Below are 23,842 nucleotides of genomic sequence, written 5' to 3' on the forward strand. Positions count from 1 at the left end.
TTGATGATTTTCTGGAACAGCGAACCACGCCCCTCAAAACGCGGGCACTACGCGAAAAGTCTGCCGGGCCGACCGACACTAAGCGCCGGGGGCGCGACGGATGTCTCTTCTCATGGTGCCGCCGTGTTCAGATCGCTAGTTCCGCACGAGCGCGGAAATGCTCCAGCGCTTCGGGATTGGCAAGTGCGCCGGTGTTCTTGACCGCCTCGCCATGCACCACTTGGCGGATCGCCAGCTCGACGATCTTTCCGCTCTTGGTACGCGGGATGTCGGCGACCTGCACGACGCGGGCGGGCACGTGGCGCGGCGTGGTGCTGACGCGGATCTGCTGCTTGATGCGATCACGGAGGTTCTCGTCGAGTGCGAGCCCGTCGCGCAGGCGCACGAAGAGCACGACGCGTACGTCGGTGGGCTTTTCCGGCGGCCAGTTCTGACCGATCACCGCGGACTCGACGACCTCGTCGATCTGGTCGACCTGGCGGTAGATCTCGGCCGTGCCGATGCGGACGCCGCCGGGGTTGAGCGTCGCGTCCGAGCGACCGTAGATGATGTAGCCACCGTGCGCCGTCACTTCACAGAAATCGCCATGGCACCAGATGCCTTCGAAGCGGCTGAAATAGGCCTCGTGGTACTTGTGCCCTTCGGGATCGTTCCAGAAGTAAAGCGGCTGGGTCGGAAATGGCGCAGTGCAGACGAGTTCCCCCTTCTGCCCGCGGACGGGTTTACCGTCCTCGTCGAACACGTCGACGGCCATACCGAGCTGCTTGCACTGGATCTCGCCTCGCCACACGGGAATCGCGGGGCAGCCGCCGACGAAAGCGCCGAGGAGATCGGTGCCGCCGGAGATCGACGCGACATGCACGCCCTGCTTGAAGGCGCGGTAGACGTAGTCGTAGCCCTCTGCCATTAGTGGGCTGCCCGTCGAATAGAGCACTTCAACCGAGCTCGTGTCGTGGGTGCGCCCGGGTTCGAGATTCAGCTTCGCGCAGGCTTCGAGGAACTTTGCGGACGTGCCGAAGTGGGTGAAGCGCTCGGCCTGCATGTAGTCGAAGAGGAGGTGGTTGTCGGCGGCGAAGGGGCTGCCGTCGTAGAGCATCAGTGCCGCGCCAGACGCGAGGCCCGACGCAAGCCAATTCCACATCACCCAGCTGCAGGTCGCGAAGTAGAAGAGCCGGCTGCCGTGGCGGATGTTGCCGTGCAGCTGGTGCTCCTTCAGATGCAGTAGCAAGGCCCCGCCCGCGCGATGGACGATGCATTTCGGCACGCCGGTCGTGCCGGACGAGAAGACGATGTAGAGCGGATGGTCGAAGGGAAGCTGCGCGAAGTCGATGTTGCGCACGGCAGCATGGGGCACGGTGAGCTCGTCGAGCGTGACACCGCCGCGGATGCCTTCTGTCGGGTTGTCGAGTCCGAGGTAAGGGCAGATCACGACGGTGTGCGCGGACGGGAGTTGCTCCGCGATCTCGCGGATCTTGTCGAGGCAGCTGTGCGACTTGCCGTTGTAGTAGTAACCGTCCGTCGCGAACAGCATCACCGGCTCGATCTGGCCGAAGCGGTCGAGAATGCCCTGCGGCCCGAAGTCCGGTGACGCCGAGCTGAAGATCGCGCCGATGCTCGCCGCGGCCAGCATCGCGATCAGCGTGTCAGGCGAATTCGGCATGTAGGCGGCAATGCGGTCGCCGGCCTTAACGCCGCGGGCGCGCATGGCGGAGGCGACGCGGGCGACGGCGGCATACAGGTCGTCGTGCGACAGGCGACGCTTGACGCGGTCCTCGCCCCAGAAGACCACCGCATCCTCGTCGCCTCGATGGCGCAGCAGGTTTTCGGCGAAGTTCAGGCGTGCGTCGGGAAACCAGCGCACCGACTCCATCGTTGCTCCCTGCTCCACGACGCGCTCGCCGCGACGCTCGGCGACGACGCCGCAGAACTCCCACAGGCCGGTCCAGAACTCGTCGATATGGTTCACTGACCAGGTATGCAGATCGTCGTAATGCGTGAAGCTGCGGTCCCAGCGCGCTTCCATCGCGGCGCTGAAGCGGCCGATGTTGCTCGCCGTGATGGTCGGCGCGTCGGGAACCCACGCGGCATCCCGGGTATCGGCGGGACAAGTCAAAGACATGAAAAATCTCCTCGATGGTCAGGGCTTCGCTTACATGGACGCACTTGTGGGTGGCGCCCCTAACCGCCATTACGGCGCCGTCGTGCGAGCGCGACGGCGCCCACTGCCCCTCAATACGACTTGGGCAGATCGAGGACTTTTTCTCCAATGAAGCACAGGATCAGTTGCTCGGTGATCGGTGCGATGCGCGTCACTGTCACTTCGCGCAGCAGGCGCTCGACGTGGTATTCCTTGGCGTAGCCGAAGCCGCCGTGGGTCATCACCGCCTGCAACGCAGCGTCATAGCCGGCGCGTGCTCCCAGGAACTTCGCGGTGTTCGCCTCGGCCCCGCAGCTCTTCTCCGAGTCGTACAGCCAAGCCGCCTTCATCGCCATGAGCCACGCCGCTTCGAGCGCCATCCAGCGTTCGGCGAGCGGGTGCTGGATGCCCTGGTTCTGGCCGATCGGGCGGCCGAAGACGACGCGCTCCTTCGCGTACTGGGTCGCGCGCCGCAGGGCGTCCTGGCCGATGCCGATGGCTTCGACCGCAATCAGGATGCGTTCCGGGTTGAGGCTGTGCAGCACATAGCTGAAGCCCTTGCCTTCCTCGCCGATGCGGTCGCTGTCGGGCACGAAGAGCTCGTCGATGAAGATGGCGTTGGAATCGACCGCCTTGCGCCCCATCTTCGGGATGCGCTGCACTTCGATCTTGCTGCGGTCGAGGTCGGTATAGAAGATCGTGATGCCGTCGGTCGGACGCTTGCAGTCCTCGAGCTTCGTCGTGCGGGTCAGCAGCATGATCTTGTTCGCGACCTGTGCGGTGGAGGTCCACACCTTCTGGCCGCGCACGATGTAGCCACCGTCGACCTTCTCCGCGAAGGTCTTGATCGCGGTCGTGTTGAGGCCGGCGTCCGGTTCCGTGAAACCGAAGCAGCACTGGTCCTCGCCGCTGATCAGCCGCGGAATCCAGCGCGCCTTCTGCTCGGACGTACCGAACACGACGATCGGGTGCGGTCCGAAGAGGTTGATGTGCACCGTCGAAGTCGCGCTCATGCCGCCCCCGTGGGACGCGACCTCGTGCATCATGATCGCCGCCTCGGTCACGCCGAGACCTCCGCCGCCGTATTCGGTCGGCATCGTGATGCCGAGCCAGCCGGCCTCCGCCATTGCGCGGTGGAACTCGCGCGGAAACTCGCCGTCTTCGTCGCGCGCGAGCCAGTACTCGTCGCCGAACTTGCGGGCGACGGCGGCGACGCCTTCACGGATGGCCTGGTGATCGGGATTTAGCGAAAAGTCCATGGTTCGGTTCCTGGTGTTCTGCCCGTGAAGGGACGTTTGCGATCTACTGCACCGAGCTGCCGGCCGTCGTTGCCGGTCCGGCGTTGGCGAGCGTCTTGTGCGCCTGCACGAGATGCGGGCGGTCGTACATGCGGCCGTCGATCCCGACCGTGCCGGCATCCGGCTGCGCGGCGAAGGCGGCGATCACCGCGCGGGCGAGCGCGAGGTCTTCCTCGCTCGGCGAGTAGCAACGGTTGATGATGTCCACCTGGTCCGGGTGGATCGCGATGCGGCCGGTGAAGCCGCGGCGGCGGGATTCGGCGCAGGCCGCTTCCAGCCCCGCCGCGTCGCGGAAGTCCACGTGCAGCGTGTCGATGGCGGACACGCGCGCGGCCGCCGCAGCGATCAGGCACATCGAACGCGCCATCAGGTAGGCATGCGACAGCATCCCGTCCGCCTCGCGGTTGGTGCTCGCGCCAAGCGCGGCGGAGAGATCCTCGGCACCCCAGGTGATGGCCGCGAGGCGCGGATGCGACTGCGCGTAACCGCCCATGTTCAGCATCGCCGCGGCGGTTTCGGTCGCGACCGTCAGGATGCGCGTACGGCCGACCGGGATGCCGCAGCGGGCTTCGAGCACGTCGAGGCAGTACGCCAGCCGCGCGACGTCCTCGATGCCGTTCGCCTTGGGCAGCACCACGCCGTCGAGGCCCTCGCCGACCACCGACGCGAGGTCGAACAGCGCACCGGGTTCGCTCAGCGGATTGATGCGGACGAAGGCCTGCCAGGTCCGCGCGCCGCGCGTCTCGCGCAGATAGCGCGACGCCATCTCGCGGGCGGTTGCCTTGCGCGAGCCGGCGACGGAATCCTCGAGGTCAAGGATCAGCACGTCGGCCGTCGAGGCGCGCGCCTTGTCGAGCTTCTTCTCGTTGTCCGCCGGAACGAAGAGCAGCGAGCGCATCTTCATCACTGCACCGGCTTCTTGTGCATCAGCGCGTGGCGCTGGCAGATCGCCACCAGTTCGCCGCGCTGGTTGTAGCCCTCGTGGCGGAAGGTGACGATGCCCTGCTCCGGACGCGAGTTGCTTTCGCGCAGGTTCATCACGGTCGTCACGGAGCGGATCGTGTCGCCGGCGAACACGGGCGCCGGGAACTTCACGTCCGTCATGCCGAGGTTGGCCACCGTCGTGCCAAGCGTGGTGTCCTGCACCGACAGGCCGATCACCAATCCCAGCGTGAAGACGCTGTTCAACAGCGGCCGCCCGAACTCGGTGTTCGCGCAGTACTCGGCGTCGATATGGATCTGCGCCGGGTTGTAGGTGGCCGCGCAGAACCAGACGTTGTCGGCTTCCGTCACCGTACGGCGGATCTCGTGCCGGAAGACCTGATCCACCGCGAACTCATCGAAATACAAGCCTGCCATCGTCGTCTCCAACCAGCGTTACTTTTTGCCTACTTACTGTCCTGTACAATACGATATGGTTTAGATATTTGCAACTACTTCACATGGATTCGACGAAGGCCTGCGTTCTCTGAGGGTCGGACCGCACTTACCGGGTGCCAGCCCCGGCGAACACGTGCGCCACGGCGTCTTCGTGGCTCAGCGCGCGGATCGAGCCGGGATAGGCGGCGATCAGCGACTCGGGCAGCAGGTTCGCACGCGGGCTCATCCAGCCCGGGATCTCCGCGGACAGGAAGCCCATGTTGAAGGCATAGGAGTTGTACACGCAGCCCTGCTGGATCCAGTCCAGGATATTCGGCGCCGCTGATGTCCGAAGCCGCAGGGCTTCGCGATACGGTAATGCTTGCGTCCATCTGGTGTCCCCATCCAGTCTTGATGGCTGCGAAGCTGTCTTCGCAGCGTCCGCGGGACGTCCTTCCTGATGTCTTTCTTGTGAAGGCGTCCCTTGCGGACGATATTGATCAAGACGGGTTGGGGCTGCACCTGACTAAAGTTGGGTAGGTTCGGGACCTCGCCCGGTGACGAATTGCATCCCGCGCCCCTCCCTCAACCGTGCCGCGAATGCTGGTCGGCGACGATCTGCGCTCCGGAAAACTCGTCGCGCCGTTTGGTTTCGTCCCCGGCCCGCGTCAGTTGCAGCTATGGATCGCGCCGCATCTGGGCTCACGGCCGGAAATCCGCGCGCTCGAAAAGTGGCTGATCAGCAAAGTGCGAGCAAGCCTTCCCGACGTCGTCGGAGAGCCGCCAGTCGCCTCATTTTGAGGCATGGAGGGTTTCTCCAGCGGCGACGGCCGTTTGATGGAGTGTTTTCGGACTTATCCGTCGAGTTATCCACAGTTGCTGTGGATCACGTTCCCGCTCAGCGCAGCCGACGCTGCCAGAACACAATCAGAGCCGAGCCCAGCGCCAGCATTGCGAGCAGTCGGAACAAGTCCTCGCAAGCGAGGAACAGCGCCTGATGGTCGACCAACTCGGTCAACGCCTTGCCGGCACCGACCGTGCGACGAAGCGGCTCGGCCTCGATCGCGGTCACGCGCTGGACCATGATCGCGGCCACCGCCTGGCCGAGCGACACGGCCAATTGGCGCAGCAGGTTCTTGCTTTGGTAGGCATGACCAAAGTGCTCTTCCGCCAATTCCTTGTAGGTCAGCCCGGCGACGGGGATGACGAGCAGCACGCCGAACATGCCCTTGGCGGCGAGCGCAGGGAGCAAGGCGATCGCCGGGGCGTCCGGCGGAAGTGCCGCGAACCAGAGACTGCTTGCCAGCAACGCGACAAGACCGGTGAGCATCAGCGGTTTCTTGCTGGGGAAGCGGCGCGCCAGCACGAAAACATAGACCAGCACAGTGGCAAGACTCACCGTCGCGGTGAATGAGAGCAGCCAGCCGGTCGTCGCCAGCGGCAAGCCCAGCGCGCGCTCGGCGAACACGGGGACCAGGTAGCCGCTGAAGTTGCTCAGGAAGTAGTGCAGGCAGTACAAGCCCAACCCGGTCAGATAGGTGGGATGACGCAACGCCGGCAAATGCAGGAGCGGCGTCGCGCTCGTCCATTGCAGGCGGATGAAGCCGACAGACAGCAGGACGCCGACAGCGGCAAGGCCGAGCAGTGCAAGGGGTTCGGAGAAGAAGTCGAACCGGCTCTCGGTCAGCGCCCACTGCAATGCGATAGCCGCCGCGGCGAACAACAGCAAGGGTTGCCATTCCCACGGCGCGGCCTCGCGTCGCGGCTTGACCGCCGGCAACCATTTCAACGCGCCGATCAGAGCGACAAGCGTCAGGGGCAGGACCCCGAGGAACACGGCCCGCCATTCGTAATGCTCGATCAGCGTCGCGGACAAGACCGGCCCTCCGGCCGACACGCCGAATATCCCGATCATGAAATACCTCAGCGCGCGCGGGCGCTCGACAGCGCCCAACATCAGGTTGATCAGCACGCGGCAGCCGGTGAAAAAGGCGCCCCCGCCCAGCCCTTGGATGAAGCGCGCCGCCATCAATTCGTTGACGCCGCCGCTCGCAGCACAGAGCACTGCGCCGACCAGGAACAACGCCAGCGACGCCGACAGATAGGCCCGGTAACCGAAGTAGCGCGCCAGACGCTCCTGGTTCAGGATCGCGAGCATGCTCGCCACCGCATACGCCCCGGGGATGCGCGCGAACTCATGCGGCGTAGCATGGATGCCGCCCATGATGTGGCTGCTGGAGAACACGAACATCGCGCTTTCGAGAAACTCGATGCCCGTGATCAAAGCGAGCAGCAGCATCAGCGGCCGCTGCGCCGCTCGATGATGGCCGGAACCGCTCATGGCGCGGCTCGGGTCAGCTCCCGGTTCAGGACTCCGAGCTGTGCCGACAGGTCTTGCAGGGCCTCGGGCTCCAGGACGCCCCAGCACTCCCGGTAGGCCTCATGCACGCGCGGGGCGGCCTCCTTGACGAGGTCGGGGCCGGCAGGCGTGAGCGCGAGCTGAAAACTGCGTCGATCCTGCTGCGACAGCGTCCGTATCAGCAGCCCGCGTGCTTCGAGCGAATCGAGCACACGTGTCATCTGGGTCCGCGTGGCATCGATGATGTCCCCGAGTTCGGACGGGCTGCTGGGTTCGCCCTCTTCCGCAAACAACATCGCCAGTACGAGGTATTGGCGCATGGTCAGCTTGAGCGGCTCCAGCTTCTCGTCCACCAGCGCTTCTAGGCGCTGTGCCACGCGAAACAACAGCCGCGAGGCCACGATGGCGTCGCGCGGCGCTTGCGGCAGGAGCGTACAGACTCGATCGATGCGGCTTTCGAAGGACATTTGTTACTTTTGATATAGTTACATATGTAATTATGTTCTCGTGATCCATCGGCCGTCAACGAGAACCGTCGCCCCTCGTCTGTTCGATGGCGCACCCATTTTGGCTCGGGCCGAACGCGCCAAGGCAGTTGTCCCTCTTCGGCGACAAGCACGCTATGTTCGCATCCGTACAGACCGGTTCCCGATAATGCGCGACATTGCGTATCGCTGCGTTCTTGCCGTATTACAGGAGACATCCATGATTGCAATATTGAGAACCGGGTTGGCAGCGATCGGGATATTGGTCGCCACACAAGCGGCCGCGCAGATCACCTTCTACGAACGTGAAGACTTCGAAGGCCGCTCTTTCACCACGGAGGAACAGATCCGCAACTTCGAGCGCATCGGCTTCGATGACCGCGCCTCGTCAGTCATGGTTCTGCGTGACCGGTGGGAGGTTTGCGACGATGCCGGCTTTAGCGGTCGCTGCGTCATCCTGGCCCGGGGAAGGTATCCGACGCTGGCAGCGATGGGCTTGAACAACCGCGTTTCCTCGGCGCGGATGGTAGACACGAATACACGCCCCGACGACGACGAGCGTGCACAGATCACCCTCTACGCACGTGAAGGTTTTCGCGGCGAGTCCTTCAGCACCGACGAACAGATCCGCAACCTCAAGCGCAAGGGCTTCAATGACCGCGCCTCGTCGGTCATCGTTTTCAGCGGCCGATGGGAAGTCTGCGAAGACGCCCGCTTCAGCGGTCGTTGCGTCGTGCTGCGCCGCGGCCGGTATCCATCGCTCGAGGCGATGGGCTTGAACGACAGCGTGACGTCGATACGCGTCGTGACGCGGGATATGCGTATCGATGATCGACCTTATGCACCCGGGCCTGCGGTCTACCAGGACTATCGCAGGCGCGATGACGAGCGCCTATACGAGGCGGACGTCGTGGCCGTGCGCGCGGTCGTCGGACCGCCCGAAGAGCGATGCTGGGTCGAGCGCCAGGAGGTCGTGCAGGATCGAAACGATGCCAGTGCGCCGGGCGCCATTGCCGGTGCCGTGATCGGCGGCATCCTCGGTCACCAGATCGGCGACGGACGCGGCAGGGATTTCGCCACGGCCGGTGGCGCCGTCGCGGGAGCCGTGGTGGGTGCCAACGTCGGTCGCAACTACGGCGGACAGGAAGTACGTACCCAGGACGTCCGGCGCTGCGAGCGCGCGCCCAGGCAGGCCCGACCCGACTACTGGGACGTCACCTACAACTTCCGGGGACAGGATCATCGTGTCCAGATGACGGCTCCCCCCGGACGCACCATCACCGTCAACGAACGTGGCGAACCTCGCGAATGAGGCTTTGACACCTCTATCAGGCCCGGAGCGAGCGTACTGACCGCGCGCGATTACGGGCCTACACTTTTATTACCTCAACGGAAGGAATTGAGTCATGAAGAGCTACAAATACTTCCTCCGGCCGGCCGCATGCGGTGACATCGTGACGGAGCCCCGTGTCGCCGCGCATTCGCCATGACGCTTCTGCGTGACAGCGCCAGCCGGCCCGTTCAGGAGCGGGACCCGGAGCGGGGCATTGTCTCGCCGCTGCGGCAAGCGCGTGATCGGGGTGACACGACGAAGAACACCGCCCCGTCCGCGATCCACACGGTCCAGCCGGATTACGCTTTTGATTCCTCGCCCGGCCGCACCTGCCCGCGATGCAACGGTACGGTGTACCGCGTGCAACGCCGCTTGATTGACCTGCTCTTGAGTGCCTTCGTGCCGGTTCACCGTTACCGCTGCAACACGATGGGCTGCAATTGGGAAGGGAATCAGCGCGTTTCGCGGGATTCCCGGAAGAGTGATCGCAGCGGGGGGCCGTCCAACCGAGTATCCCCATGGATCTCGCGTCGGTAGCACCCGCCGCCATCACTCAGCCGACGCCGCAGGAGTTCGCGCTTTCGGGCGCCTGGACTGCGCGCGGGATCGGCACAATTGCGCGGCAGCTCGACACACTAGCCGCGCCGGCCGATCTGGAGTTGGTCGTCGACGGTGCGCGCATCGAGGCGCTCGATACGGCCGGTGCCTGGGTGCTGCAAAAATTCCTGCAGCGGCTGCGCGATGCCGCCAAGGGCGTGCAATTGCGCGACTTGCGCCCGGAATTCGCCACATTGCTCGAAGCGATGGCGCAGCAGATGACCGAACCGAAACGCCCCGGCCGGCCGCCCGCCCGCGCCTCCGCGTCGATGCTGGCAGGGGTCGGCGAACGCGCCGAAGCCGCCATGGAACAGGGCATCGCACTGCTCAGTTTCGTCGGACAGTGTGCGATGGCATTCGGCGGATGCATTGCGCATCCGGCGCGAATCCGCTGGCGACCGATCCTGTACAACATCCGCAGCGCCGGGTTCGATGCCCTGCCGATCGTCGGGCTGCTGTCGTTCCTGCTCGGCGTCGTCGTCGCCTATCAGGGCGCCGATCAGCTCAGGCAATACGGGGCGAATATCTTCGTCGCCGACCTCGTCGGCTTGTCGATGCTGCGCGAGTTCGCGCCGCTGATCACGGCCATCATCGTCGCCGGCCGCTCCGGGTCGGCCTACGCGGCCCAGATCGGTACGATGGCAGTCACCGAGGAGATCGACGCGATGCGGACGCTCGGCATCGCGCCGCTGGAAATGCTGGTTCTGCCGAAGGTCTTCGCGCTGTTGATCGCCCTGCCGCTGCTGACCGTGTTCGCCGACCTGCTCGGCGTGTTCGGCGGCATGGTCATGGCGCGGCCGCAGCTCGGCGTGGGCGTGGGCGACTTTCTCGATCGGCTCGTCAAGGCGGTCAGCGTCACGTCCTACCTGATCGGCGTCGGCAAGGCGCCGGTGTTCGCCGCCATCATCGTCGTGGTGGGCTGCTTCCAGGGCTTCCGCACGCACGGCGGCGCCGACAGCGTCGGCCGCCAGACCACCCGCAGCGTGGTGCATTCGATCTTCCTCGTGATCGTTGCCGACGCCCTGTTCTCGGTCGCTTTCAGCGCACTGGACCTCTGACATGCCATCCCGGACGCCCACCGACGAAACAGTCATCGAGATCAGCAAGGTCTCGACACGCTTCGGCGACCACGTCGTGCATTCGGAGCTCGACCTCGAAGTGCGGCGCGGCGAGATCTTCGCGCTGATCGGCGGCAGCGGCTCAGGCAAATCGACGCTGCTGCGCGAAATGATCCTGCTGCAGCGCCCGGACTCGGGCTCGATCCGCGTGCTGGGCGTCGATCTGCAGAAGATCGGCAATGGCGATACCGAACCGGAAGCCCTTGCGCTGCGCCAGCGCTGGGGCGTGATGTTCCAGCACGGCGGCCTGTTCGGATCGCTGACGGTGCACGAAAACATCGGCTTGCCCTTGCGTGAGCACACTGAGCTCGATGATGCCCTGGTCGACGAAATCGCAGCCTGGAAACTCGCGATGACGGGGCTCGAGCCGGAAGTCGGCGCGCAATATCCGTCCGAACTCAGCGGCGGCATGATGAAACGCGCATCGCTCGCACGCGCACTGGCGCTCGACCCGGAGCTGCTGTTTCTCGATGAACCGACCGCCGGCCTCGACCCCGAAAGCGCCGGCGAAGTCGACCAACTCGTACGCAAGCTGCGCGACCTCTTCGGCCTGACCATCGTCATGATCACTCACGATCTCGACCTGTTGTGGCAACTGGCCGACCGCGTAGCCGTCCTTGGCGACGGCACGGTGCAAGGCACCGGTTCAATGCCCGAACTCGCGAAATCGGACAAGCCGGCCATCCGTAGATTCTTCGACGGCCCGCGCGGGAGGGCGGCCCAGGAGCAGGACGAACGGCAGGGCGACGGGCAAACCAGCGGGGAAACGGGGACGCCATCATGGAAAGCAAAGTGAACTATGCGGTCGTCGGTGCGTTCGTCCTCGTGCTCGGTGCGGTGCTCGTGGCGTTCACGCTCTGGCTCGCCTCGGGCGGCGCGTTCCAGAAGAAATACGACCCCTATCTGGCGATCGAGGACGAGTCGGTGGCCGGTCTCAATCTGAATGCGCCCGTCAAATACAACGGCGTCGACGTCGGCAAAGTGCGGCAGATCCAGCTCGATTCGCGCAACCCGGACCGGGTCATCCTGACCTTCGCCATCGAACGCGGCACCCCCATCAAGGAGGACACCGTCGCGGTCTTGAAGACGCAGGGCCTGACGGGCATTGCCTATGTCGAGCTCAGCGGTGGCACACCGAATGCGCCGCCCCTTCGTGCTGCCGCCGGAAGCCCATATCCGGTGATCCGCACCAAGCCCTCGCTCGCCGCGCGACTGGAGAATGTGCTGACGTCGGTGCTGGCAAAGCTCGACAGTACCTCGAACAGCATCAACGCCATTCTCAGCGACGAAAACCGGGCCGCGTTCTCCAGCGCGCTTGCCGACATCGCCGCTGTGGCGCGCACGATCGCGGCGCGCAAGGACGCGCTCGACGCGGGCATTGCCCATGCGGCGACCACCTTCGAGAACAGCTCGCGTGCCACGGCGAAGGCGGGCCCGGTCATCGATCGCATCGGGCGCAGCGCCGCAGCGGTCGAGAAGATGGGTGACGAGGTCGCCCGGACAAGCGCCAGTGCCGGAAAGGCGGCCGACGCGGTGGGGAACGACCTGAAGCGCTTCAGCGAAGAAACGCTGCCCGAACTGGAACGCCTGCTCGGAGAACTCAGCGTCCTGTCGAGCTCGCTACGGCGTCTCAGCGAGCAAACCGAGCGCAACCCGGGCGGGATCCTGTTCGGCCGCAAGGCGGTGCCGGAAGGTCCGGGGGAATCGGCCACAACAACACCAACAGGACAACAGCGGCGATGATCCACTTATCCACCCCGCGACCGGGCCGGACCTGCGCGCTCAGTCTCTTGCTAGCGCTCGCTGCCGGATGCGGCGCACTACGCCAGACGGCCACGCCGCCGCCGGGCTTTTATTCCCTCGACGGCGCGCGGCTCGAAGCGCGCGTGCCAACAACCGCCCCAGCGACATTGTCGGTAAGTGACGGCCCCACGCTGATCGTCAATCCACCGCATGCGGCATCGGGATTCGATAGCCAGCGCATCATCTACGTGCGCGAGGCCCACAAACTCGAATATTTCGCGCACAGCGAATGGGTCGATACCCCCGCACGCATGCTCGCTCCGCTGATCGTCTCCGCGGTCGAGACGAGCGGGGCTTTTCGCGCCGTCCTGCTGACACCAAGCGCCGCCACCGGTGACCTTCGTCTCGACGCCGAGATCACGCGCTTGCAGCACGACTTCGGCAGCCAGCCCAGTCGCGTCCGTTTCACGCTGCGAGCCAACATCGTCGACAACAAGACCCGCCGGGTCCTGGCGCTACGCGAATTCGACGAAACCGTTGCCGCCGCGAGCGAGACGCCCTACGGCGGCGTCATTGCGGCCAATCGCGCGGTGCAGGCCGTGCTCGAGCAGCTTGCGGGATTCTGTGCCGAAGCCGCGGCGAACTGGCACCCGCCGGGGGCGCAACTGCCGAAGGCCACCGAAGACGGCGTGCCGGTGCGATGACCGCCCCATTCTCATCACCCATTGCATGTCCAAGGAGCGACGCAAAATGAAAGCCACACTCATTGCCGGAGTCGTATTGATCGTCATGGGCGCAGCCGTTCTGGGTTATGACCATTTCAGCTACACGACGACCGAAAACATCCTTCAGATCGGCCCGATCTCGGCGACCGCCGAAGAGAAGCATACCGTCTCGATTCCGCCGCTCGTGGGCTGGTTGCTGATCGGCGGCGGTGTGGGCGTGATCCTGATCGCCACGCTGTCGAAGAGAAAATGAAAGGGAAAGATGCCGACCGCGAGCCCCCTTTCCGGCATTGCTGACTTATAGTTCAATGAACCCGTTCATTCCGCCGCTTTAGTCCCATGCCTTCCAAAACGCTGCCCGACCACGTCCTCTTCCAAGGCGAAAAACCCTTTCCGATCCTTCCTGCAGTCGACCACTACGCCGGCAGCGAAAGGCTGATGCTCAAGGCCCTCGCGGTCCAACAGGAGCTGGGACCGGTGTTCGACATCACCTGCGACTGCGAGGACGGAGCGCGTGCCGGCGCCGAAGCCGAGCATGCCGCCATGGCAGCCTGCGTCATCATGTCGAACGACAACCGCTTCGGCCGCGTCGGGGCTCGGGTCCATGACGTCACCCACCCCCACTGGGAACAGGACGTGGACATTCTGGTCCGCAAGGCGGGCCCTCGCATCGCCTTCCTGACCCTGCCAAAGCCGCGCAGTGCCGCCGATGCGGCCCAGCAGATCGAAGCAATCCGCCATGCGGAGAACAAGCACGGCATCGACCGGGAGATTCCGGTGCACGTACTGATCGAAACCCACGGCGCGCTGCGCGACGCCTGGGAGATCGCCGCCCTCGACCGGGTGGAATCCCTGGATTTCGGGCTCATGGACTTCGTCAGCGGCCACCACGGCGCGATCCCCGGCTCGGCAATGCGCAGCCCCGGCCAGTTCGAACACCCGCTGATCGTGCGAGCCAAGTGCGACATCGCGGCCGCGGCTCTCGCCAACGGGGTTGTCCCTTCCCACAACGTCACCACCGAACTCAAGGACATCGACTACATCCGCCGGGACGCCGAGCGGGCTCGCCGGGAATTCGGCTACCTGCGCATGTGGAGCATCCACCCGAACCAGATCCAGCCGATTGTCGAAGCGATGCGACCGGATTTCTCGGAAGTGGAGGAAGCCAGCAGCATCCTCACGGCCGCCCAGGACGTCCACTGGGGCCCTATCCAGCATGCAGGCAAACTGCACGACCGCGCCTCCTACCGCTATTACTGGGAACTGCTCAAGCGCGCGGCCAGCACCGGCATGCCGATTCCCGACGAGACACGCGCCCGCCTCTTCGACTGAATCCCGTCATGGTGAGTGTTTTTGTGCTCGTTTCGCGCGCTCGGTATCCGGGCCCGCCCGCGCCAAAATGATTTTTGTCATTCAGGCTTTCCCGCCGATCGCCTAGATTTGTCTCGCGCTACGGACGCACCCCCATTTCCGAACGAGAGACGAATCATGACTTACGTAGTGACTGAAGCCTGCATCAAGTGCAAACACACGGATTGCGTCGATGTCTGCCCTGTCGACGCGTTCCGCGAAGGGCCCAACTTCCTGGCGATCGACCCGCGGGAGTGCATCGACTGCACGCTGTGCGTGGCCGAATGTCCGGTCGATGCGATCTTCTCGGAGGACGACGTGCCGGCCGACCAGCGACAGTTCATCGCGCTCAACGAAGAGCTGGCGAAGGAATGGCAGCCGATCGTCCAGGTCAAGCCGGCGCCGGCCGACGCAGGGCTCTGGGCAACGGTGAAGGACAAGCTCAAGCTGCTCGAACGCTGAGCGCGAAAGCGCGCCGGATCGCGGTCAGGGCTCGATGATCCGGCGCAGCATGTCGATGCGCTGGATCTCGATCCCGCCCGGCCGGGGCGTGATCCAGCCGGCTTTCTGCCAGCGGCTGAGGATGCGGATGACGGTTTCGACGCGAGCGCTGACGAGTTGGGCGATGTCCTCGCGGGCGAGGTGCACGTCGACGAGGATCCCGCCGAGGTCGGTCGTGCGGCCGAAGCGTTCGATCAGGTAATGCATCAGCGCAGCGAGACGCCGCGGCACCGAACCGGCGCTGATGATGTCGATCTTCGCCCGCAGCGCGGCGCTGTGCTGCAGCAGTGCGCGATTCACGGCGAGTCCGACATCAATCGAGCTGCGCAGCGATTCGCGCAAGGTATCGGCACGGATGGCCAACACGTCGACGGGACCGCCGACCGCGATGGCATCGGCCGGGTAGGCGACATCCTCGAGCGCGGCGGCCAGACCGATCGCTTCACCGCTCCGGAACAGGCCGATGACGATGCCCTCCCCCGTCGGCGTCATCCGCCGGATCTGCACGATGCCCGACTCCAGCACCGCGAAATGGCTTGCGCGCTCGCCGGCAAACCACAGGGACTCCCCGGCCGCGAGTCGCCGATGTCGTCCGCCCTGCACGAGGCGGGCGAGATCCGGTTGGCATGATTCCGTGATCGGGGCGGCTGTCTGCGGCAGTGCGAACACGGATTGAACATGACCCATGATGGTATCTTCGAAGGGAGAATATGAGGGGCGACGGGTGACTCTCCGTCCGAATATAGGAAGGCGTTGCAAAAGAGTCAACTTTGATGCATCTTTAGCTCACCTTCTCTTCATGGTGCCGCATGTCAGCGAATAGCGGTCGTCCGGAACCTCGTCAGATCCAGCCGGGACACGTGGTCGAAGCCTTGTCGTGCGGCCTGCGCACTTTCCTGCGGGCCGCTCCGCTCTGCGTCGCGTTCTCGGGGAGCTTCGCCATCCTCGGCATCGGCATCATTTCGCTGCTGTCCGCGGCGGGACTGGCGCCGATGGGATTGCCGCTGGTCGGCGGCTTCCTGTTGGTCGCGCCGGCCTTACTGGCCGGCTTCTTCGGCATTTCGAGGGCCCTGCGCAGCGGGCGCAAACCAGCTTGGCGGGACATCGCCCAAGGCTTTCGGCAATCGCCCCGCGCGCTCTGGGGCCTGCTCCTGGTCTGCCTCTTCCTGTTCGTGATCTGGGTGACGGACGCGGGGATTCTCTACAGTTTCATGCTCGGGCGAAGCTACGCGGGATGGAAGATGATGTTCCCGCTGTCCGGGGAACTGATGCGTTTCCATCTGGGCGCCGCAGTGGCCGGCGGGCTCTTTGCGGTGATCGTCTTCTGCATTACCGCGTACGCGGTCCCGCTTCTCATCGAGCGGCGCGCGAACTTGGTTGTCGCGGTGACGGCGAGCGTTCGCGCCATCTTTCGCAGTATTGTGGCAAATATGGCGTGGAGTTTGATCCTGGGCGGCACGGTGATCGTGTCGATCATCGTGCCGCTGCTGCTCACCGTGACGCTGCCGGTCGTGGCGTTCGCGACCGAATATCTTTATAGGGCGGCGTTTCCGGACGAGTCGGTCTGAGGAAAGCCGCTATCCGGCGTCCGTCACGGCACGTTTCGGGAGGACCCAGCCCGCGCGCGGGTAGTGGCAGGTGTAGCCGTCAGGATAGCGTTCGAGATAATCCTGATGCTCCGGCTCGGCTTCCCAGAAGTCGCCGACTGGCTCGACCTCCGTCACGACCCGGCCCGGCCAGAGCCTGGACGCGCTGACGTCGGCGATCGTGTCGAGCGCGATCTGCCGCTGCCGCTCATCGACGTAGTAGATCGCCGAACGATAGGACGCGCCCATGTCGTTGCCTTGACGATTGCGCGTGGTCGGATCGTGAATCTGGAAGAAATATTCCAGCAGGCGCCGGTAGCTTATCCGGTCGGGATCGAACAGGATTTCGATGCCTTCCGCATGGTTACCGTGATTGCGATAGGTCGCATGGGGCACTTCCCCGCCGGTATAGCCGACACGGGTCGCCAAAACACCGGGCAGGTGCCGGATCAGGCCCTGCATGCCCCAGAAGCATCCGCCTGCGAGTACGGCGCGTTGCGAATTGGTCATCATCGCACCTCCACCTGGTCGATGTATTCCCCATAGCCCTCGGCTTCCATCCGCTCGAGCGGAATGAAGCGCAAGGACGCCGAATTGATGCAGTAACGCAGTCCGCCGCGGTCGCGGGGACCATCCGGGAAGACATGTCCCAGATGGCTATCGCCGTGGGTCGAGCGCACTTCGGTCCGGATCATGCCGTGAGTGGTATCGCGCAATTCGTTCACGAATGCGGGGACGATCGGTTTCGTGAAGCTGGGCCAGCCACAACCCGATTCGAACTTGTCGCTGGATGCGAACAGCGGTTCGCCCGAAACGATGTCCACGTAAATGCCGGGGGCGTCGTTGTGCAGATACTCCCCGGTGCCCGGGCGTTCCGTTCCGCTTTGCTGGGTGACGCGGAATTGCTCGGGCGTCAAAGCGGAGATGGCGGCTTCATTCCTCGTATAGCGTTTCATTGTGTTCTCTCTCCTGTTGCGGTGCCTATTCTTTGTCGTAGCAGAGCCGCTGAATCTTACAGACAGCGGCGACCGGAGATCGTTACCGCACTTCGGAGGTGTTGCCGAGGAGCATCCCGCGCTTGGCGAGCACGACGACCAGTGCCGTCGGAATGAGGATCGCCAGCGCCACGAGGCCCCGTCCGGCGACGACCTGCTGATCGAGCAGATAGCCGTTGCACAGGCGTGTGGAGAGGTCCTGGTAGAGGAGTCCGACGACCGCCGACATCCAGGCCCAGTTGCCGATGAAGAAGGTCTGGACGATGACCCCGGCCGGGCGCCACGACCCTTGCAGTGCGGCCCCGGCCGCGAGCAGCGTTGAGATCTTGGCGAGCTCCACCGGAGGCGACAGCAGCGCCAGATCGAGGGCGCGCGGGATCATCCAGAATGCCGATACCAGTAGGCAGAACAGCAGGCCTGCGAGGCCGTGCGCGTTGATGGCCGCTATGGCCATTCGCATGCGCGGTGGCACCGACGAAGCGAATGCGGCACCGGCGAGGATCAGCAGCGGAAACTGCACGAGCATGTGGCGCGCCATATCGGCTTCGAGCCAAGTCCGCAGCCACGGTGCGGTGCCGGCTGCGAGGAGCGCCGCGCCGAGGAATCCAAATCGTCGCGGGCTCATCGTGAAGCGACCTCTGCGTGGGCGAGCGCCGAGCGCAGCGCGATGCGAGCCTCGCCGAGGTCATCGATGCGGATCAGCCGGCCGTCCGGCATGAGCGTGTGGATCGCAGCGTTATGCACGAAGCCGCCGATGCCGTCGGGCACGACGACGATGCCGAAGGCGTCGAGGAGCGGACGCAGGGCCTGGGGGTCGGCGACGCTGGCGAAGCGCCAGACCGAGGCGTCGGCGTGCATGCGGCTCGCGTAAGCCGCCAATGCGTCGGCATCGTCCTCAGGGTCGAAGCTGATGCTGATCAGGCGCACGCGGTCCTGCAGACCCTGCTTCCGGATGTCCTGCTGCAGCTGCTGGAATTCCGTGCCAAGCACGCTGCACACCGATTCGCAGCGCGTGTAGATGAAGTCCACGAGCGCGATGCGGCCGTCCCGCGCGAGCTCGCTCCGTAGCGAGTAGGCCGTTGCGCCGGCACCGGCACCGGCAAGCATCGCGTCCGGGATCTGCGGTGCGTGTTCGCGCACGTCGAGGCGGCGCGCGGCCTCGCTCGTGACGACCCGGAAGCCGGCACTGACCTCCGAGAATGTCACGAGCCCCAGCAGCAGGATCAGCGCGCAGGTGACGGCAGTACGCATGGGCTGGTGCAGGGCCGGCTATTTCAGCGTCGCCAGTTCGGCGCCGCCGTTCCATGGCGCGCTGCGGTCGGCGGTGCGCTTGCGTTGCTCCTGCACCGCTTCCGCGGTCACCGACCCCCCTTTGTTGCCCCACTGGCTGCGGATGTGGGTCGCGACCGCCGCGATCTCGGCGTCCCCGAGCTTGTCGCCGAAGGCCGGCATCACGCCGTTGTAGGTGTTGCCGGCGACTTCGATGCTGCCGTTGATCCCGTGCAGCAGGATCTGGATCACGACCTGTTCGCCACCATTGACCCAGACCGAACCGGCCAGCGGCGGGAAGACCTGGGGAATGCCGGTGCCTGTGGCCTGGTGGCAGGCCGCGCAATTGGCGCCGAAGATCTGGCCGCCATCGACGGCCTTGCTGGGCACGGCCGCGAGGACCTCGATGTTGCGGCGGTCGCCGAGCTCGGGACGCGTGCTGGGACGTGCCATGTAGATGTAGTACACGACCCATGCGAGCAGCAGCGCGATCAGGCCCAGCACCAGGCGCGGCACGGGGTTGAGGGCTTCATGCGGGTCGTGGTTCTCGCGCCGCTGGGGGTGGTCGTTGCGGGTCTTGGCTTGCATGTCGGGTACGTGGCTCCGGGTCATTTGGAGGCCGGGCCCGCGTCGGCGAGCGGCGCCAGCGCGGGGAAGGTCCGGTCGAGCGAGAGGAGATAGGCCACGAGGTCCTGCGCCGCCTGGGTGGCGACGACGACCCCGCCGGCCGGAGCGAACTGCGGCGGCAAGGCGACGACCTTGTCGCCCGGCGCAGCCTCACTCTTGACCTCGAACAGGAAGGGATAGGCCGGCATGATGCTGCCCGGCGTATAGGCACGCGGCTGGTAGAGGTGGCCGAGTTGCCAGTCCGCACTCGGCTGGCGCGCGCCGATATTGAACAGATCCGGGCCCGTGCGCATCGTGCCGAGCAGATGCGGGCGGTCGTAGTAGTAGTCGCCCGCAACCGAGGGCCGGCCCCAGCCCCGCTGGTCGTCCGGCGCCTGCGAAGGATCGCGCGGCTGCTGCGAATGGCAGTAGACGCAGCCCTGGCGGATGTACTCCTGCCGTCCGCGCAGCTGCACTTCGGTATAGGGCTTCAGGCCAGTCGTGGGCGGCTCATGGCGCAGCTGCAGATAGGGCAGCACGACCAGCGAGGCAGTGGCGATGGCGAGCGTCGTCATGGCGCCGGAGATCAGTTTGACGTGGTTTTCCATGGTTCAGGCGGTCCGGGCGAGAGGACGGAGAATGGCGGCGCCGCTGCGCTTGGGCCCGCGGGCCAGCGCCATCAGCAGGAAGTGGGCGGCGAAGGCGAGATGGCCGAGCGTCATCAAGGCACCGCCGATCGAGCGACCTTCCAGCCAGGGAAGCGTGACGCGCACCGACTCCATGAATGGCTTGCTTGCATCGAGCATCGCAAAGCCCTGCAGCACACCGGCCGTCGTCAACGACACGAAGTAGATCGCAAAGCCGATCGCGACCAGCCAGAAATGCACGGCGATCAGCGTCGGATACGGCCATTCGCGCGACAGGATGCGCGGCATCGCGAAGTAGATCGCGCCGAACATCACCAGCGTGACGAAACCGTACAGGCCGAGGTGGGCGTGCGCGACGGTGAAGTGCGTGAAGTGGGTGATCGTGTTGACGCTGCGCAGCGCTTCGAACGAACCCTGGATCGAGCTCAGCGTGTACATCATCCCGCCCAGCACGATGAAGCGCAGTGTCGGCGAATGCCGCAGGGCGGCGAAATGCCCGCGCATCGTCAGGTGCTGGTTCAGCGAGAACGCCACCACGGGCACGATCATCATCATGCTCTGCACGATCGACAGCGTGACCATCCATTCCGGCACCGGACCACCGACGAGATGGTGACCGCCGACCTGGCCGTAGAAGAACGCCAGACACCAGAAACCGATCAGCGACAGGTTGTAGGACTGGATCGGCCGGCCGATGACCTTGGGCAGGAAGTAATAGACGGCGGCGAGCGAGAGCGGCGTATAGAAGAGCCCCAGCACGTTGTGGCCGAACCACCAGTTCATCGTCGCCTGTTCGACGCCGAAATGCAGGTTGGGCAGTTTCGCGACGATGTACAGCACGGGGAACCAGAAGAGCGCCGCCCCCATGTACCAGACCGACACGTAGAGGTGCTCGACCTTGCGCCGGCGCAGCGTGAAGACCAGCGGCAGGCCGATCATCGCGCCGCCCACCGCGAACAGGACACCGACCTGCCCCGGGATTTCCAGCCACTCCATGCCGTCGTTGATGCCCATGGCGATGCAGCCGATGCCGATCGCGAGGCCGATGTTCCACAGGATCGCGCCCCACACCGCGAAGCGCGCGCCTTCCAACGTCGTCTTCAGCAGGCGCGGCAGCATCCACAAGGCGACGCCAAGCGCCGCCATCGGCGCCCATCCGTAGGCAACCGCGTTCAGGTGGATCGTGCGGATGCGCCCGAAGCTCAGCCAGGCATATTGCGTCAGCCAGTCGGGCTCATGGAGCTTGATCGAGCTAGTGAGGCCCGCAAGCGACGCCACCAGCAGCCAGAAGACCGCGAAGCCGAGCAGGACGAAGGCCGGGCGTGCGGACGAGGCATCCGCCGCGAGGCGCGCCTGCAGTTCCCCGGCGTCCGGTTCGCCGGGCGAAAACACCATTGCCCGCTGAAGCTCCCGTTGCGTCGCGGCCCTCGCAGCGGGTTCCTCGACCCGGCCGATCTCGCCGGGCGAAAAGATGACCTTGGCCCCGGCCGCATCCGGGTCGAGCAGTCCCTTGCGCAGGGACCAGATGAAAAAGAACAAACCTGTGACGGCAATGATGAACGACGAAAGCAACAGCAATGGGATGTCCATGACGAACAGTCACCTCTGAGGGGAGAATATTTCTGAAAATTATTTTTGTGCCAATATATGTTATTGGCGCTTCCCGTCAAAAGCAACATTTTTGATTCATCTTATGGACAAGCCCCTCGATGATCCAGCAGATCGCCGCCGCCGCGCACCGCCCTTAGTCCACTTGTACCGTCAGTCCGGGGTCGAAGCGGGCGTTCTCGGCCACGCCCTTGAGCACGTAACCACGCGGGTTGGCGAGCACCCGCGTCCCACCGACCCGATAGTCGAAGCTGTCGTGGGTGTGGCCGTGTATCCACAGCGCCGCATCGCTGCCCGCGACCAGGGCCTCGAGGTCGGAGACGAAGCACGCATTGAGGGGCGACCCGGCGAAGCGTTCGGCGATGCTGCCACGGGCCGGCGCGAAATGGGTCACGACGACGGTGATGCCGTCGAACCGCTCGGCGAGCCGAGCCTCCAGCCAGGCTGCATGACGCTCGAACAACGCCACACAGTGCGACGGTGTGAAGAGCTCCTTCTGGTCTTCGTCGACCGCGATGCGGCTGAAGTCGCGGCTGAAGCGCACAGCATCGTCCATCGCCTGTTCGCGCACTTCGCCGGCCAGGCGGAAGTCCGTCCACAGCGTCGCGCCGAGGATGCGGACATCGCCGATGCGCTTTTCTTCGCAGTCGAGCACCGTCACCGCAGTATCGCGAGACAGCTCGCTCAGCAAGCGGTTGGTCGCGGGGACGCTCGAACCGTAATACTCGTGGTTGCCCGCCACATAGATCGCCGGTCGCTTCAAGGCAGCAGCCCACTCGATCGCTTCGCGGGGACGGTGGATGTCTCCGGCCAGGATCAACAGGTCGGCGCCGGTGTCGGGAATCTCGCACGGCGCCAGCCCGAGATGAATGTCCGATACGATCTGCAGTTTCATATGTCGCTCCCTCGTGATCCTGCGATTGGAGTGCATGAGCAAGGAAAAGGTTACAGCCGAAGCGACGGAGGCCAAATGGAGCAATGGTTCGCTGCGAATCTGGGTGACGCGATGCTGGCCGGCGAGGCGCTTGATCGCGTTTGCGCGCTTTTCGCGGCGCAAGGCCGCAGCGGGACGACGGCGGTGCTGATGCGGCACGAGAACGTCGGACGCCTGCACTGCGAGCTCGTACTGTACTTTCCGCCCGAGCTCGCCGACCTGGCGGCGGCCGTCGGAGCCCGGCCCTGCGGCAGACCGGCCTTGTCCGGCTTGGGCGTCGCGATCGGCTCACCACGTCGCCTCGAGGACCTGGCGGCCGAGGAGTGATTTCCTCCCCGAGCCCAAAATCTCTCACCTTCAATTCAAGGTGTCCGAGGACCGCGAGGATCTGCAAAACCGCGCCGGCGGTGGGCATTGCGGCCTTCACGGTCTCGGACGGGGCAAGGTGAGTATTTTTGTGGTCAGCCCGCTGGTGCTTTCCGGGCGAGCAAAGGCGTATACGATACGAGCCCCCTCCCCCCAACAAAGAAAGCCCGATGCAAATCGATCCTTCCCGCCATTCGGCGGCCGATAACTACAAGCTTCTCACCAACATCGTCGTCCCTCGGCCCATCGCCTGGGTCACCAGCGTGAACGCGGCCGGTACCGTCAACCTGGCCCCGTTCAGCTTCTTCAACGCCGTCGCCTCGAACCCTCCCTATGTGATGATCAGCGTCGGCAGCAACGACGCCGGACAACTCAAGGACACGGCGGCCAACATCGAGGCGACGGGCGAATTCGTCGTGAACATGGTCACGGAAGACCTGTTCGCCGCGATGAACATTTCCGCCGCGGATTTCCCCCCCGACCAAAGCGAACTCGCCGCCGCCGGGCTCACGACGGCGCCGTCCGTCCACCTCCAGGTGCCCAGGGTGGCCGAAGCGCAAGTGAGCCTCGAATGCCGCCTGCACAGCACCATCCCCCTCGGCACCAACAAGGTGTACGTCGGCGAGGTCGTGATGTTCCACTTGGCCGATCAGCTCGTCGGACCGCGGCTGCATATCGAAGGCTTTGCGCCCCTCGGCCGCCTCGGTTCGCCCTCGGTCTATTGCCGCACCACCGATCGCTTCAACGCGCCGCGCATCTCCTATGCGCAATGGCGCGAACAGAACGACCCGGCCGCCGTTCCGGCGGAAAATTCATAACAAAAAGA

The 23,842-nt window shown here is 64.9% G+C and carries 28 protein-coding genes; 12 read left to right on the forward strand and 16 right to left on the reverse strand.

The window, feature by feature from the left end:
* Positions 1–127 precede the first annotated feature (127 nt).
* From AZKH_RS24605 to AZKH_RS27380, 5 genes are all read right to left on the reverse strand, one after another.
* Positions 128–2,119, reverse strand: coding sequence for an acetoacetate--CoA ligase (locus tag AZKH_RS24605; protein ID WP_015452014.1), 1,992 nt, complete (start codon positions 2,117–2,119; stop codon positions 128–130).
* A 110-nt stretch (positions 2,120–2,229) separates the two neighbouring features.
* On the reverse strand, positions 2,230–3,396 hold the full coding sequence (locus AZKH_RS24610; RefSeq protein ID WP_015452015.1) for an acyl-CoA dehydrogenase family protein: 1,167 nt from the start codon (positions 3,394–3,396) through the stop codon (positions 2,230–2,232).
* Positions 3,397–3,439: 43 nt separating this feature from the next.
* Positions 3,440–4,339: a CoA ester lyase gene (locus AZKH_RS24615; RefSeq protein ID WP_041657916.1), complete on the reverse strand. Its 900-nt coding sequence runs from the start codon at positions 4,337–4,339 to the stop codon at positions 3,440–3,442.
* On the reverse strand, positions 4,339–4,794 hold the full coding sequence (locus AZKH_RS24620; protein WP_015452017.1) for a MaoC family dehydratase: 456 nt from the start codon (positions 4,792–4,794) through the stop codon (positions 4,339–4,341). The genes AZKH_RS24615 and AZKH_RS24620 overlap by 1 nt, the downstream gene beginning before the upstream one ends.
* A 127-nt stretch (positions 4,795–4,921) precedes the next feature.
* A complete protein-coding gene (locus tag AZKH_RS27380; protein WP_015452018.1) occupies positions 4,922–5,098 on the reverse strand; it encodes a hypothetical protein in 177 nt (58 codons plus the stop codon).
* A gap of 296 nt (positions 5,099–5,394) precedes the next feature.
* On the opposite strand from AZKH_RS27380, the gene AZKH_RS24630 reads away from it, so the two are divergent.
* On the forward strand, positions 5,395–5,595 hold the full coding sequence (locus AZKH_RS24630) for a hypothetical protein (RefSeq protein WP_015452019.1): 201 nt from the start codon (positions 5,395–5,397) through the stop codon (positions 5,593–5,595).
* Between the two features lie 97 nt (positions 5,596–5,692).
* On the opposite strand, the gene AZKH_RS24635 is transcribed toward AZKH_RS24630, so the two are convergent.
* Positions 5,693–7,135, reverse strand: coding sequence for an MFS transporter (locus tag AZKH_RS24635; protein ID WP_015452020.1), 1,443 nt, complete (start codon positions 7,133–7,135; stop codon positions 5,693–5,695).
* Positions 7,132–7,620 carry a MarR family winged helix-turn-helix transcriptional regulator gene (locus AZKH_RS24640; protein ID WP_015452021.1) on the reverse strand — a complete coding sequence of 163 codons (489 nt, stop codon included), beginning with the start codon at positions 7,618–7,620 and terminating at the stop codon, positions 7,132–7,134. Before AZKH_RS24640 ends, AZKH_RS24635 begins: the two co-directional genes overlap by 4 nt.
* Positions 7,621–7,858: 238 nt before the next feature.
* Between AZKH_RS24640 and AZKH_RS24645 the strand changes: the two genes are divergently transcribed.
* The 8 genes from AZKH_RS24645 (at position 7,859) to fdxA (ending at position 14,966) form a co-directional block, all read left to right on the forward strand.
* Positions 7,859–8,950, forward strand: a complete 1,092-nt coding sequence (locus AZKH_RS24645; RefSeq protein WP_015452022.1) for a beta/gamma crystallin-related protein — start codon at positions 7,859–7,861, stop codon at positions 8,948–8,950.
* Positions 8,951–9,489: 539 nt separating this feature from the next.
* On the forward strand, positions 9,490–10,626 hold the full coding sequence (locus tag AZKH_RS24650; RefSeq protein ID WP_015452024.1) for an MlaE family lipid ABC transporter permease subunit: 1,137 nt from the start codon (positions 9,490–9,492) through the stop codon (positions 10,624–10,626).
* 1 nt (position 10,627) lies between these two features.
* Complete coding sequence (locus AZKH_RS24655; protein ID WP_015452025.1) at positions 10,628–11,482, forward strand: ABC transporter ATP-binding protein; 855 nt, start codon at positions 10,628–10,630, stop codon at positions 11,480–11,482.
* A complete protein-coding gene (locus AZKH_RS24660; RefSeq protein ID WP_015452026.1) occupies positions 11,467–12,429 on the forward strand; it encodes an MlaD family protein in 963 nt (320 codons plus the stop codon). Before AZKH_RS24655 ends, AZKH_RS24660 begins: the two co-directional genes overlap by 16 nt.
* Positions 12,426–13,133, forward strand: a complete 708-nt coding sequence (locus AZKH_RS24665) for an ABC-type transport auxiliary lipoprotein family protein (RefSeq protein WP_015452027.1) — start codon at positions 12,426–12,428, stop codon at positions 13,131–13,133. The genes AZKH_RS24660 and AZKH_RS24665 overlap by 4 nt, the downstream gene beginning before the upstream one ends.
* Positions 13,134–13,179: 46 nt before the next feature.
* Entirely contained in the window at positions 13,180–13,407 is a 228-nt protein-coding gene (locus tag AZKH_RS24670) for a hypothetical protein (RefSeq protein ID WP_015452028.1), read from the forward strand.
* Between the two features lie 86 nt (positions 13,408–13,493).
* Positions 13,494–14,486, forward strand: a complete 993-nt coding sequence (locus AZKH_RS24675; RefSeq protein ID WP_015452029.1) for a CoA ester lyase — start codon at positions 13,494–13,496, stop codon at positions 14,484–14,486.
* A gap of 156 nt (positions 14,487–14,642) precedes the next feature.
* The gene (fdxA, locus tag AZKH_RS24680) at positions 14,643–14,966 is read left to right on the forward strand and encodes a ferredoxin FdxA (protein ID WP_015452030.1); all 324 of its coding nucleotides are present in this window, start codon (positions 14,643–14,645) and stop codon (positions 14,964–14,966) included.
* 24 nt (positions 14,967–14,990) lie between these two features.
* Here fdxA and AZKH_RS24685 read toward each other — a convergent pair whose 3' ends face one another.
* Positions 14,991–15,692 (reverse strand): Crp/Fnr family transcriptional regulator, encoded by a 702-nt coding sequence (locus tag AZKH_RS24685; RefSeq protein WP_015452031.1) that lies wholly within the window; start codon positions 15,690–15,692, stop codon positions 14,991–14,993.
* Between the two features lie 173 nt (positions 15,693–15,865).
* Here AZKH_RS24685 and AZKH_RS24690 point away from each other — a divergent pair, with 173 nt between their 5' ends.
* Positions 15,866–16,573: a DUF2189 domain-containing protein gene (locus tag AZKH_RS24690; RefSeq protein WP_015452032.1), complete on the forward strand. Its 708-nt coding sequence runs from the start codon at positions 15,866–15,868 to the stop codon at positions 16,571–16,573.
* Between the two features lie 9 nt (positions 16,574–16,582).
* On the opposite strand, the gene msrA is transcribed toward AZKH_RS24690, so the two are convergent.
* The 8 genes from msrA to AZKH_RS24730 all read right to left on the reverse strand — a co-directional run bounded on the left by msrA (position 16,583) and on the right by AZKH_RS24730 (position 22,611).
* Positions 16,583–17,104, reverse strand: coding sequence for a peptide-methionine (S)-S-oxide reductase MsrA (msrA, locus tag AZKH_RS24695; RefSeq protein ID WP_015452033.1), 522 nt, complete (start codon positions 17,102–17,104; stop codon positions 16,583–16,585).
* Complete coding sequence (gene msrB, locus AZKH_RS24700; RefSeq protein ID WP_015452034.1) at positions 17,101–17,547, reverse strand: peptide-methionine (R)-S-oxide reductase MsrB; 447 nt, start codon at positions 17,545–17,547, stop codon at positions 17,101–17,103. Before msrB ends, msrA begins: the two co-directional genes overlap by 4 nt.
* Before the next feature lie 82 nt (positions 17,548–17,629).
* Positions 17,630–18,211: a hypothetical protein gene (locus AZKH_RS24705; RefSeq protein WP_015452035.1), complete on the reverse strand. Its 582-nt coding sequence runs from the start codon at positions 18,209–18,211 to the stop codon at positions 17,630–17,632.
* Positions 18,208–18,837 (reverse strand): SCO family protein, encoded by a 630-nt coding sequence (locus AZKH_RS24710; RefSeq protein WP_015452036.1) that lies wholly within the window; start codon positions 18,835–18,837, stop codon positions 18,208–18,210. The genes AZKH_RS24705 and AZKH_RS24710 overlap by 4 nt, the downstream gene beginning before the upstream one ends.
* 18 nt (positions 18,838–18,855) lie before the next feature.
* The gene (locus AZKH_RS24715; protein WP_041657921.1) at positions 18,856–19,443 is read right to left on the reverse strand and encodes a cytochrome c; all 588 of its coding nucleotides are present in this window, start codon (positions 19,441–19,443) and stop codon (positions 18,856–18,858) included.
* Positions 19,444–19,463: 20 nt separating this feature from the next.
* Positions 19,464–20,069 (reverse strand): cbb3-type cytochrome c oxidase subunit II, encoded by a 606-nt coding sequence (locus AZKH_RS24720; RefSeq protein WP_015452038.1) that lies wholly within the window; start codon positions 20,067–20,069, stop codon positions 19,464–19,466.
* A 3-nt stretch (positions 20,070–20,072) separates the two neighbouring features.
* Positions 20,073–21,698, reverse strand: a complete 1,626-nt coding sequence (locus AZKH_RS24725) for a cbb3-type cytochrome c oxidase subunit I (protein ID WP_015452039.1) — start codon at positions 21,696–21,698, stop codon at positions 20,073–20,075.
* Between the two features lie 154 nt (positions 21,699–21,852).
* The gene (locus tag AZKH_RS24730) at positions 21,853–22,611 is read right to left on the reverse strand and encodes a metallophosphoesterase family protein (RefSeq protein ID WP_015452040.1); all 759 of its coding nucleotides are present in this window, start codon (positions 22,609–22,611) and stop codon (positions 21,853–21,855) included.
* A gap of 75 nt (positions 22,612–22,686) precedes the next feature.
* On the opposite strand from AZKH_RS24730, the gene AZKH_RS24735 reads away from it, so the two are divergent.
* Entirely contained in the window at positions 22,687–22,977 is a 291-nt protein-coding gene (locus AZKH_RS24735) for a hypothetical protein (protein ID WP_015452041.1), read from the forward strand.
* A gap of 209 nt (positions 22,978–23,186) precedes the next feature.
* Positions 23,187–23,834, forward strand: a complete 648-nt coding sequence (locus tag AZKH_RS24740) for a flavin reductase family protein (RefSeq protein WP_015452042.1) — start codon at positions 23,187–23,189, stop codon at positions 23,832–23,834.
* Positions 23,835–23,842 lie beyond the last annotated feature (8 nt).

It is taken from the genome of Azoarcus sp. KH32C (assembly GCF_000349945.1).
Lineage (GTDB): Bacteria > Pseudomonadota > Gammaproteobacteria > Burkholderiales > Rhodocyclaceae > Aromatoleum.

Bases quoted from the DNA above. Each gene is read 5' to 3' on its own strand.
- AZKH_RS24605 (WP_015452014.1), bottom strand. From the start codon at position 2,119: ATGTCTTTGACTTGTCCCGCCGATACCCGGGATGCCGCGTGGGTTCCC.
- AZKH_RS24610 (WP_015452015.1), bottom strand. From the start codon at position 3,396: ATGGACTTTTCGCTAAATCCCGATCACCAGGCCATCCGTGAAGGCGTC.
- AZKH_RS24615 (WP_041657916.1), bottom strand. From the start codon at position 4,339: ATGAAGATGCGCTCGCTGCTCTTCGTTCCGGCGGACAACGAGAAGAAG.
- AZKH_RS24620 (WP_015452017.1), bottom strand. From the start codon at position 4,794: ATGGCAGGCTTGTATTTCGATGAGTTCGCGGTGGATCAGGTCTTCCGG.
- AZKH_RS24630 (WP_015452019.1), top strand. From the start codon at position 5,395: ATGCTGGTCGGCGACGATCTGCGCTCCGGAAAACTCGTCGCGCCGTTT.
- AZKH_RS24635 (WP_015452020.1), bottom strand. From the start codon at position 7,135: ATGAGCGGTTCCGGCCATCATCGAGCGGCGCAGCGGCCGCTGATGCTG.
- AZKH_RS24640 (WP_015452021.1), bottom strand. From the start codon at position 7,620: ATGTCCTTCGAAAGCCGCATCGATCGAGTCTGTACGCTCCTGCCGCAA.
- AZKH_RS24645 (WP_015452022.1), top strand. From the start codon at position 7,859: ATGATTGCAATATTGAGAACCGGGTTGGCAGCGATCGGGATATTGGTC.
- AZKH_RS24650 (WP_015452024.1), top strand. From the start codon at position 9,490: ATGGATCTCGCGTCGGTAGCACCCGCCGCCATCACTCAGCCGACGCCG.
- AZKH_RS24655 (WP_015452025.1), top strand. From the start codon at position 10,628: ATGCCATCCCGGACGCCCACCGACGAAACAGTCATCGAGATCAGCAAG.
- AZKH_RS24660 (WP_015452026.1), top strand. From the start codon at position 11,467: ATGGAAAGCAAAGTGAACTATGCGGTCGTCGGTGCGTTCGTCCTCGTG.
- AZKH_RS24665 (WP_015452027.1), top strand. From the start codon at position 12,426: ATGATCCACTTATCCACCCCGCGACCGGGCCGGACCTGCGCGCTCAGT.
- AZKH_RS24670 (WP_015452028.1), top strand. From the start codon at position 13,180: ATGAAAGCCACACTCATTGCCGGAGTCGTATTGATCGTCATGGGCGCA.
- AZKH_RS24675 (WP_015452029.1), top strand. From the start codon at position 13,494: ATGCCTTCCAAAACGCTGCCCGACCACGTCCTCTTCCAAGGCGAAAAA.
- fdxA (WP_015452030.1), top strand. From the start codon at position 14,643: ATGACTTACGTAGTGACTGAAGCCTGCATCAAGTGCAAACACACGGAT.
- AZKH_RS24685 (WP_015452031.1), bottom strand. From the start codon at position 15,692: ATGGGTCATGTTCAATCCGTGTTCGCACTGCCGCAGACAGCCGCCCCG.
- msrA (WP_015452033.1), bottom strand. From the start codon at position 17,104: ATGATGACCAATTCGCAACGCGCCGTACTCGCAGGCGGATGCTTCTGG.
- msrB (WP_015452034.1), bottom strand. From the start codon at position 17,547: ATGAAACGCTATACGAGGAATGAAGCCGCCATCTCCGCTTTGACGCCC.
- AZKH_RS24705 (WP_015452035.1), bottom strand. From the start codon at position 18,211: ATGAGCCCGCGACGATTTGGATTCCTCGGCGCGGCGCTCCTCGCAGCC.
- AZKH_RS24710 (WP_015452036.1), bottom strand. From the start codon at position 18,837: ATGCGTACTGCCGTCACCTGCGCGCTGATCCTGCTGCTGGGGCTCGTG.
- AZKH_RS24715 (WP_041657921.1), bottom strand. From the start codon at position 19,443: ATGCAAGCCAAGACCCGCAACGACCACCCCCAGCGGCGCGAGAACCAC.
- AZKH_RS24720 (WP_015452038.1), bottom strand. From the start codon at position 20,069: ATGGAAAACCACGTCAAACTGATCTCCGGCGCCATGACGACGCTCGCC.
- AZKH_RS24725 (WP_015452039.1), bottom strand. From the start codon at position 21,698: ATGGACATCCCATTGCTGTTGCTTTCGTCGTTCATCATTGCCGTCACA.
- AZKH_RS24730 (WP_015452040.1), bottom strand. From the start codon at position 22,611: ATGAAACTGCAGATCGTATCGGACATTCATCTCGGGCTGGCGCCGTGC.
- AZKH_RS24735 (WP_015452041.1), top strand. From the start codon at position 22,687: ATGGAGCAATGGTTCGCTGCGAATCTGGGTGACGCGATGCTGGCCGGC.
- AZKH_RS24740 (WP_015452042.1), top strand. From the start codon at position 23,187: ATGCAAATCGATCCTTCCCGCCATTCGGCGGCCGATAACTACAAGCTT.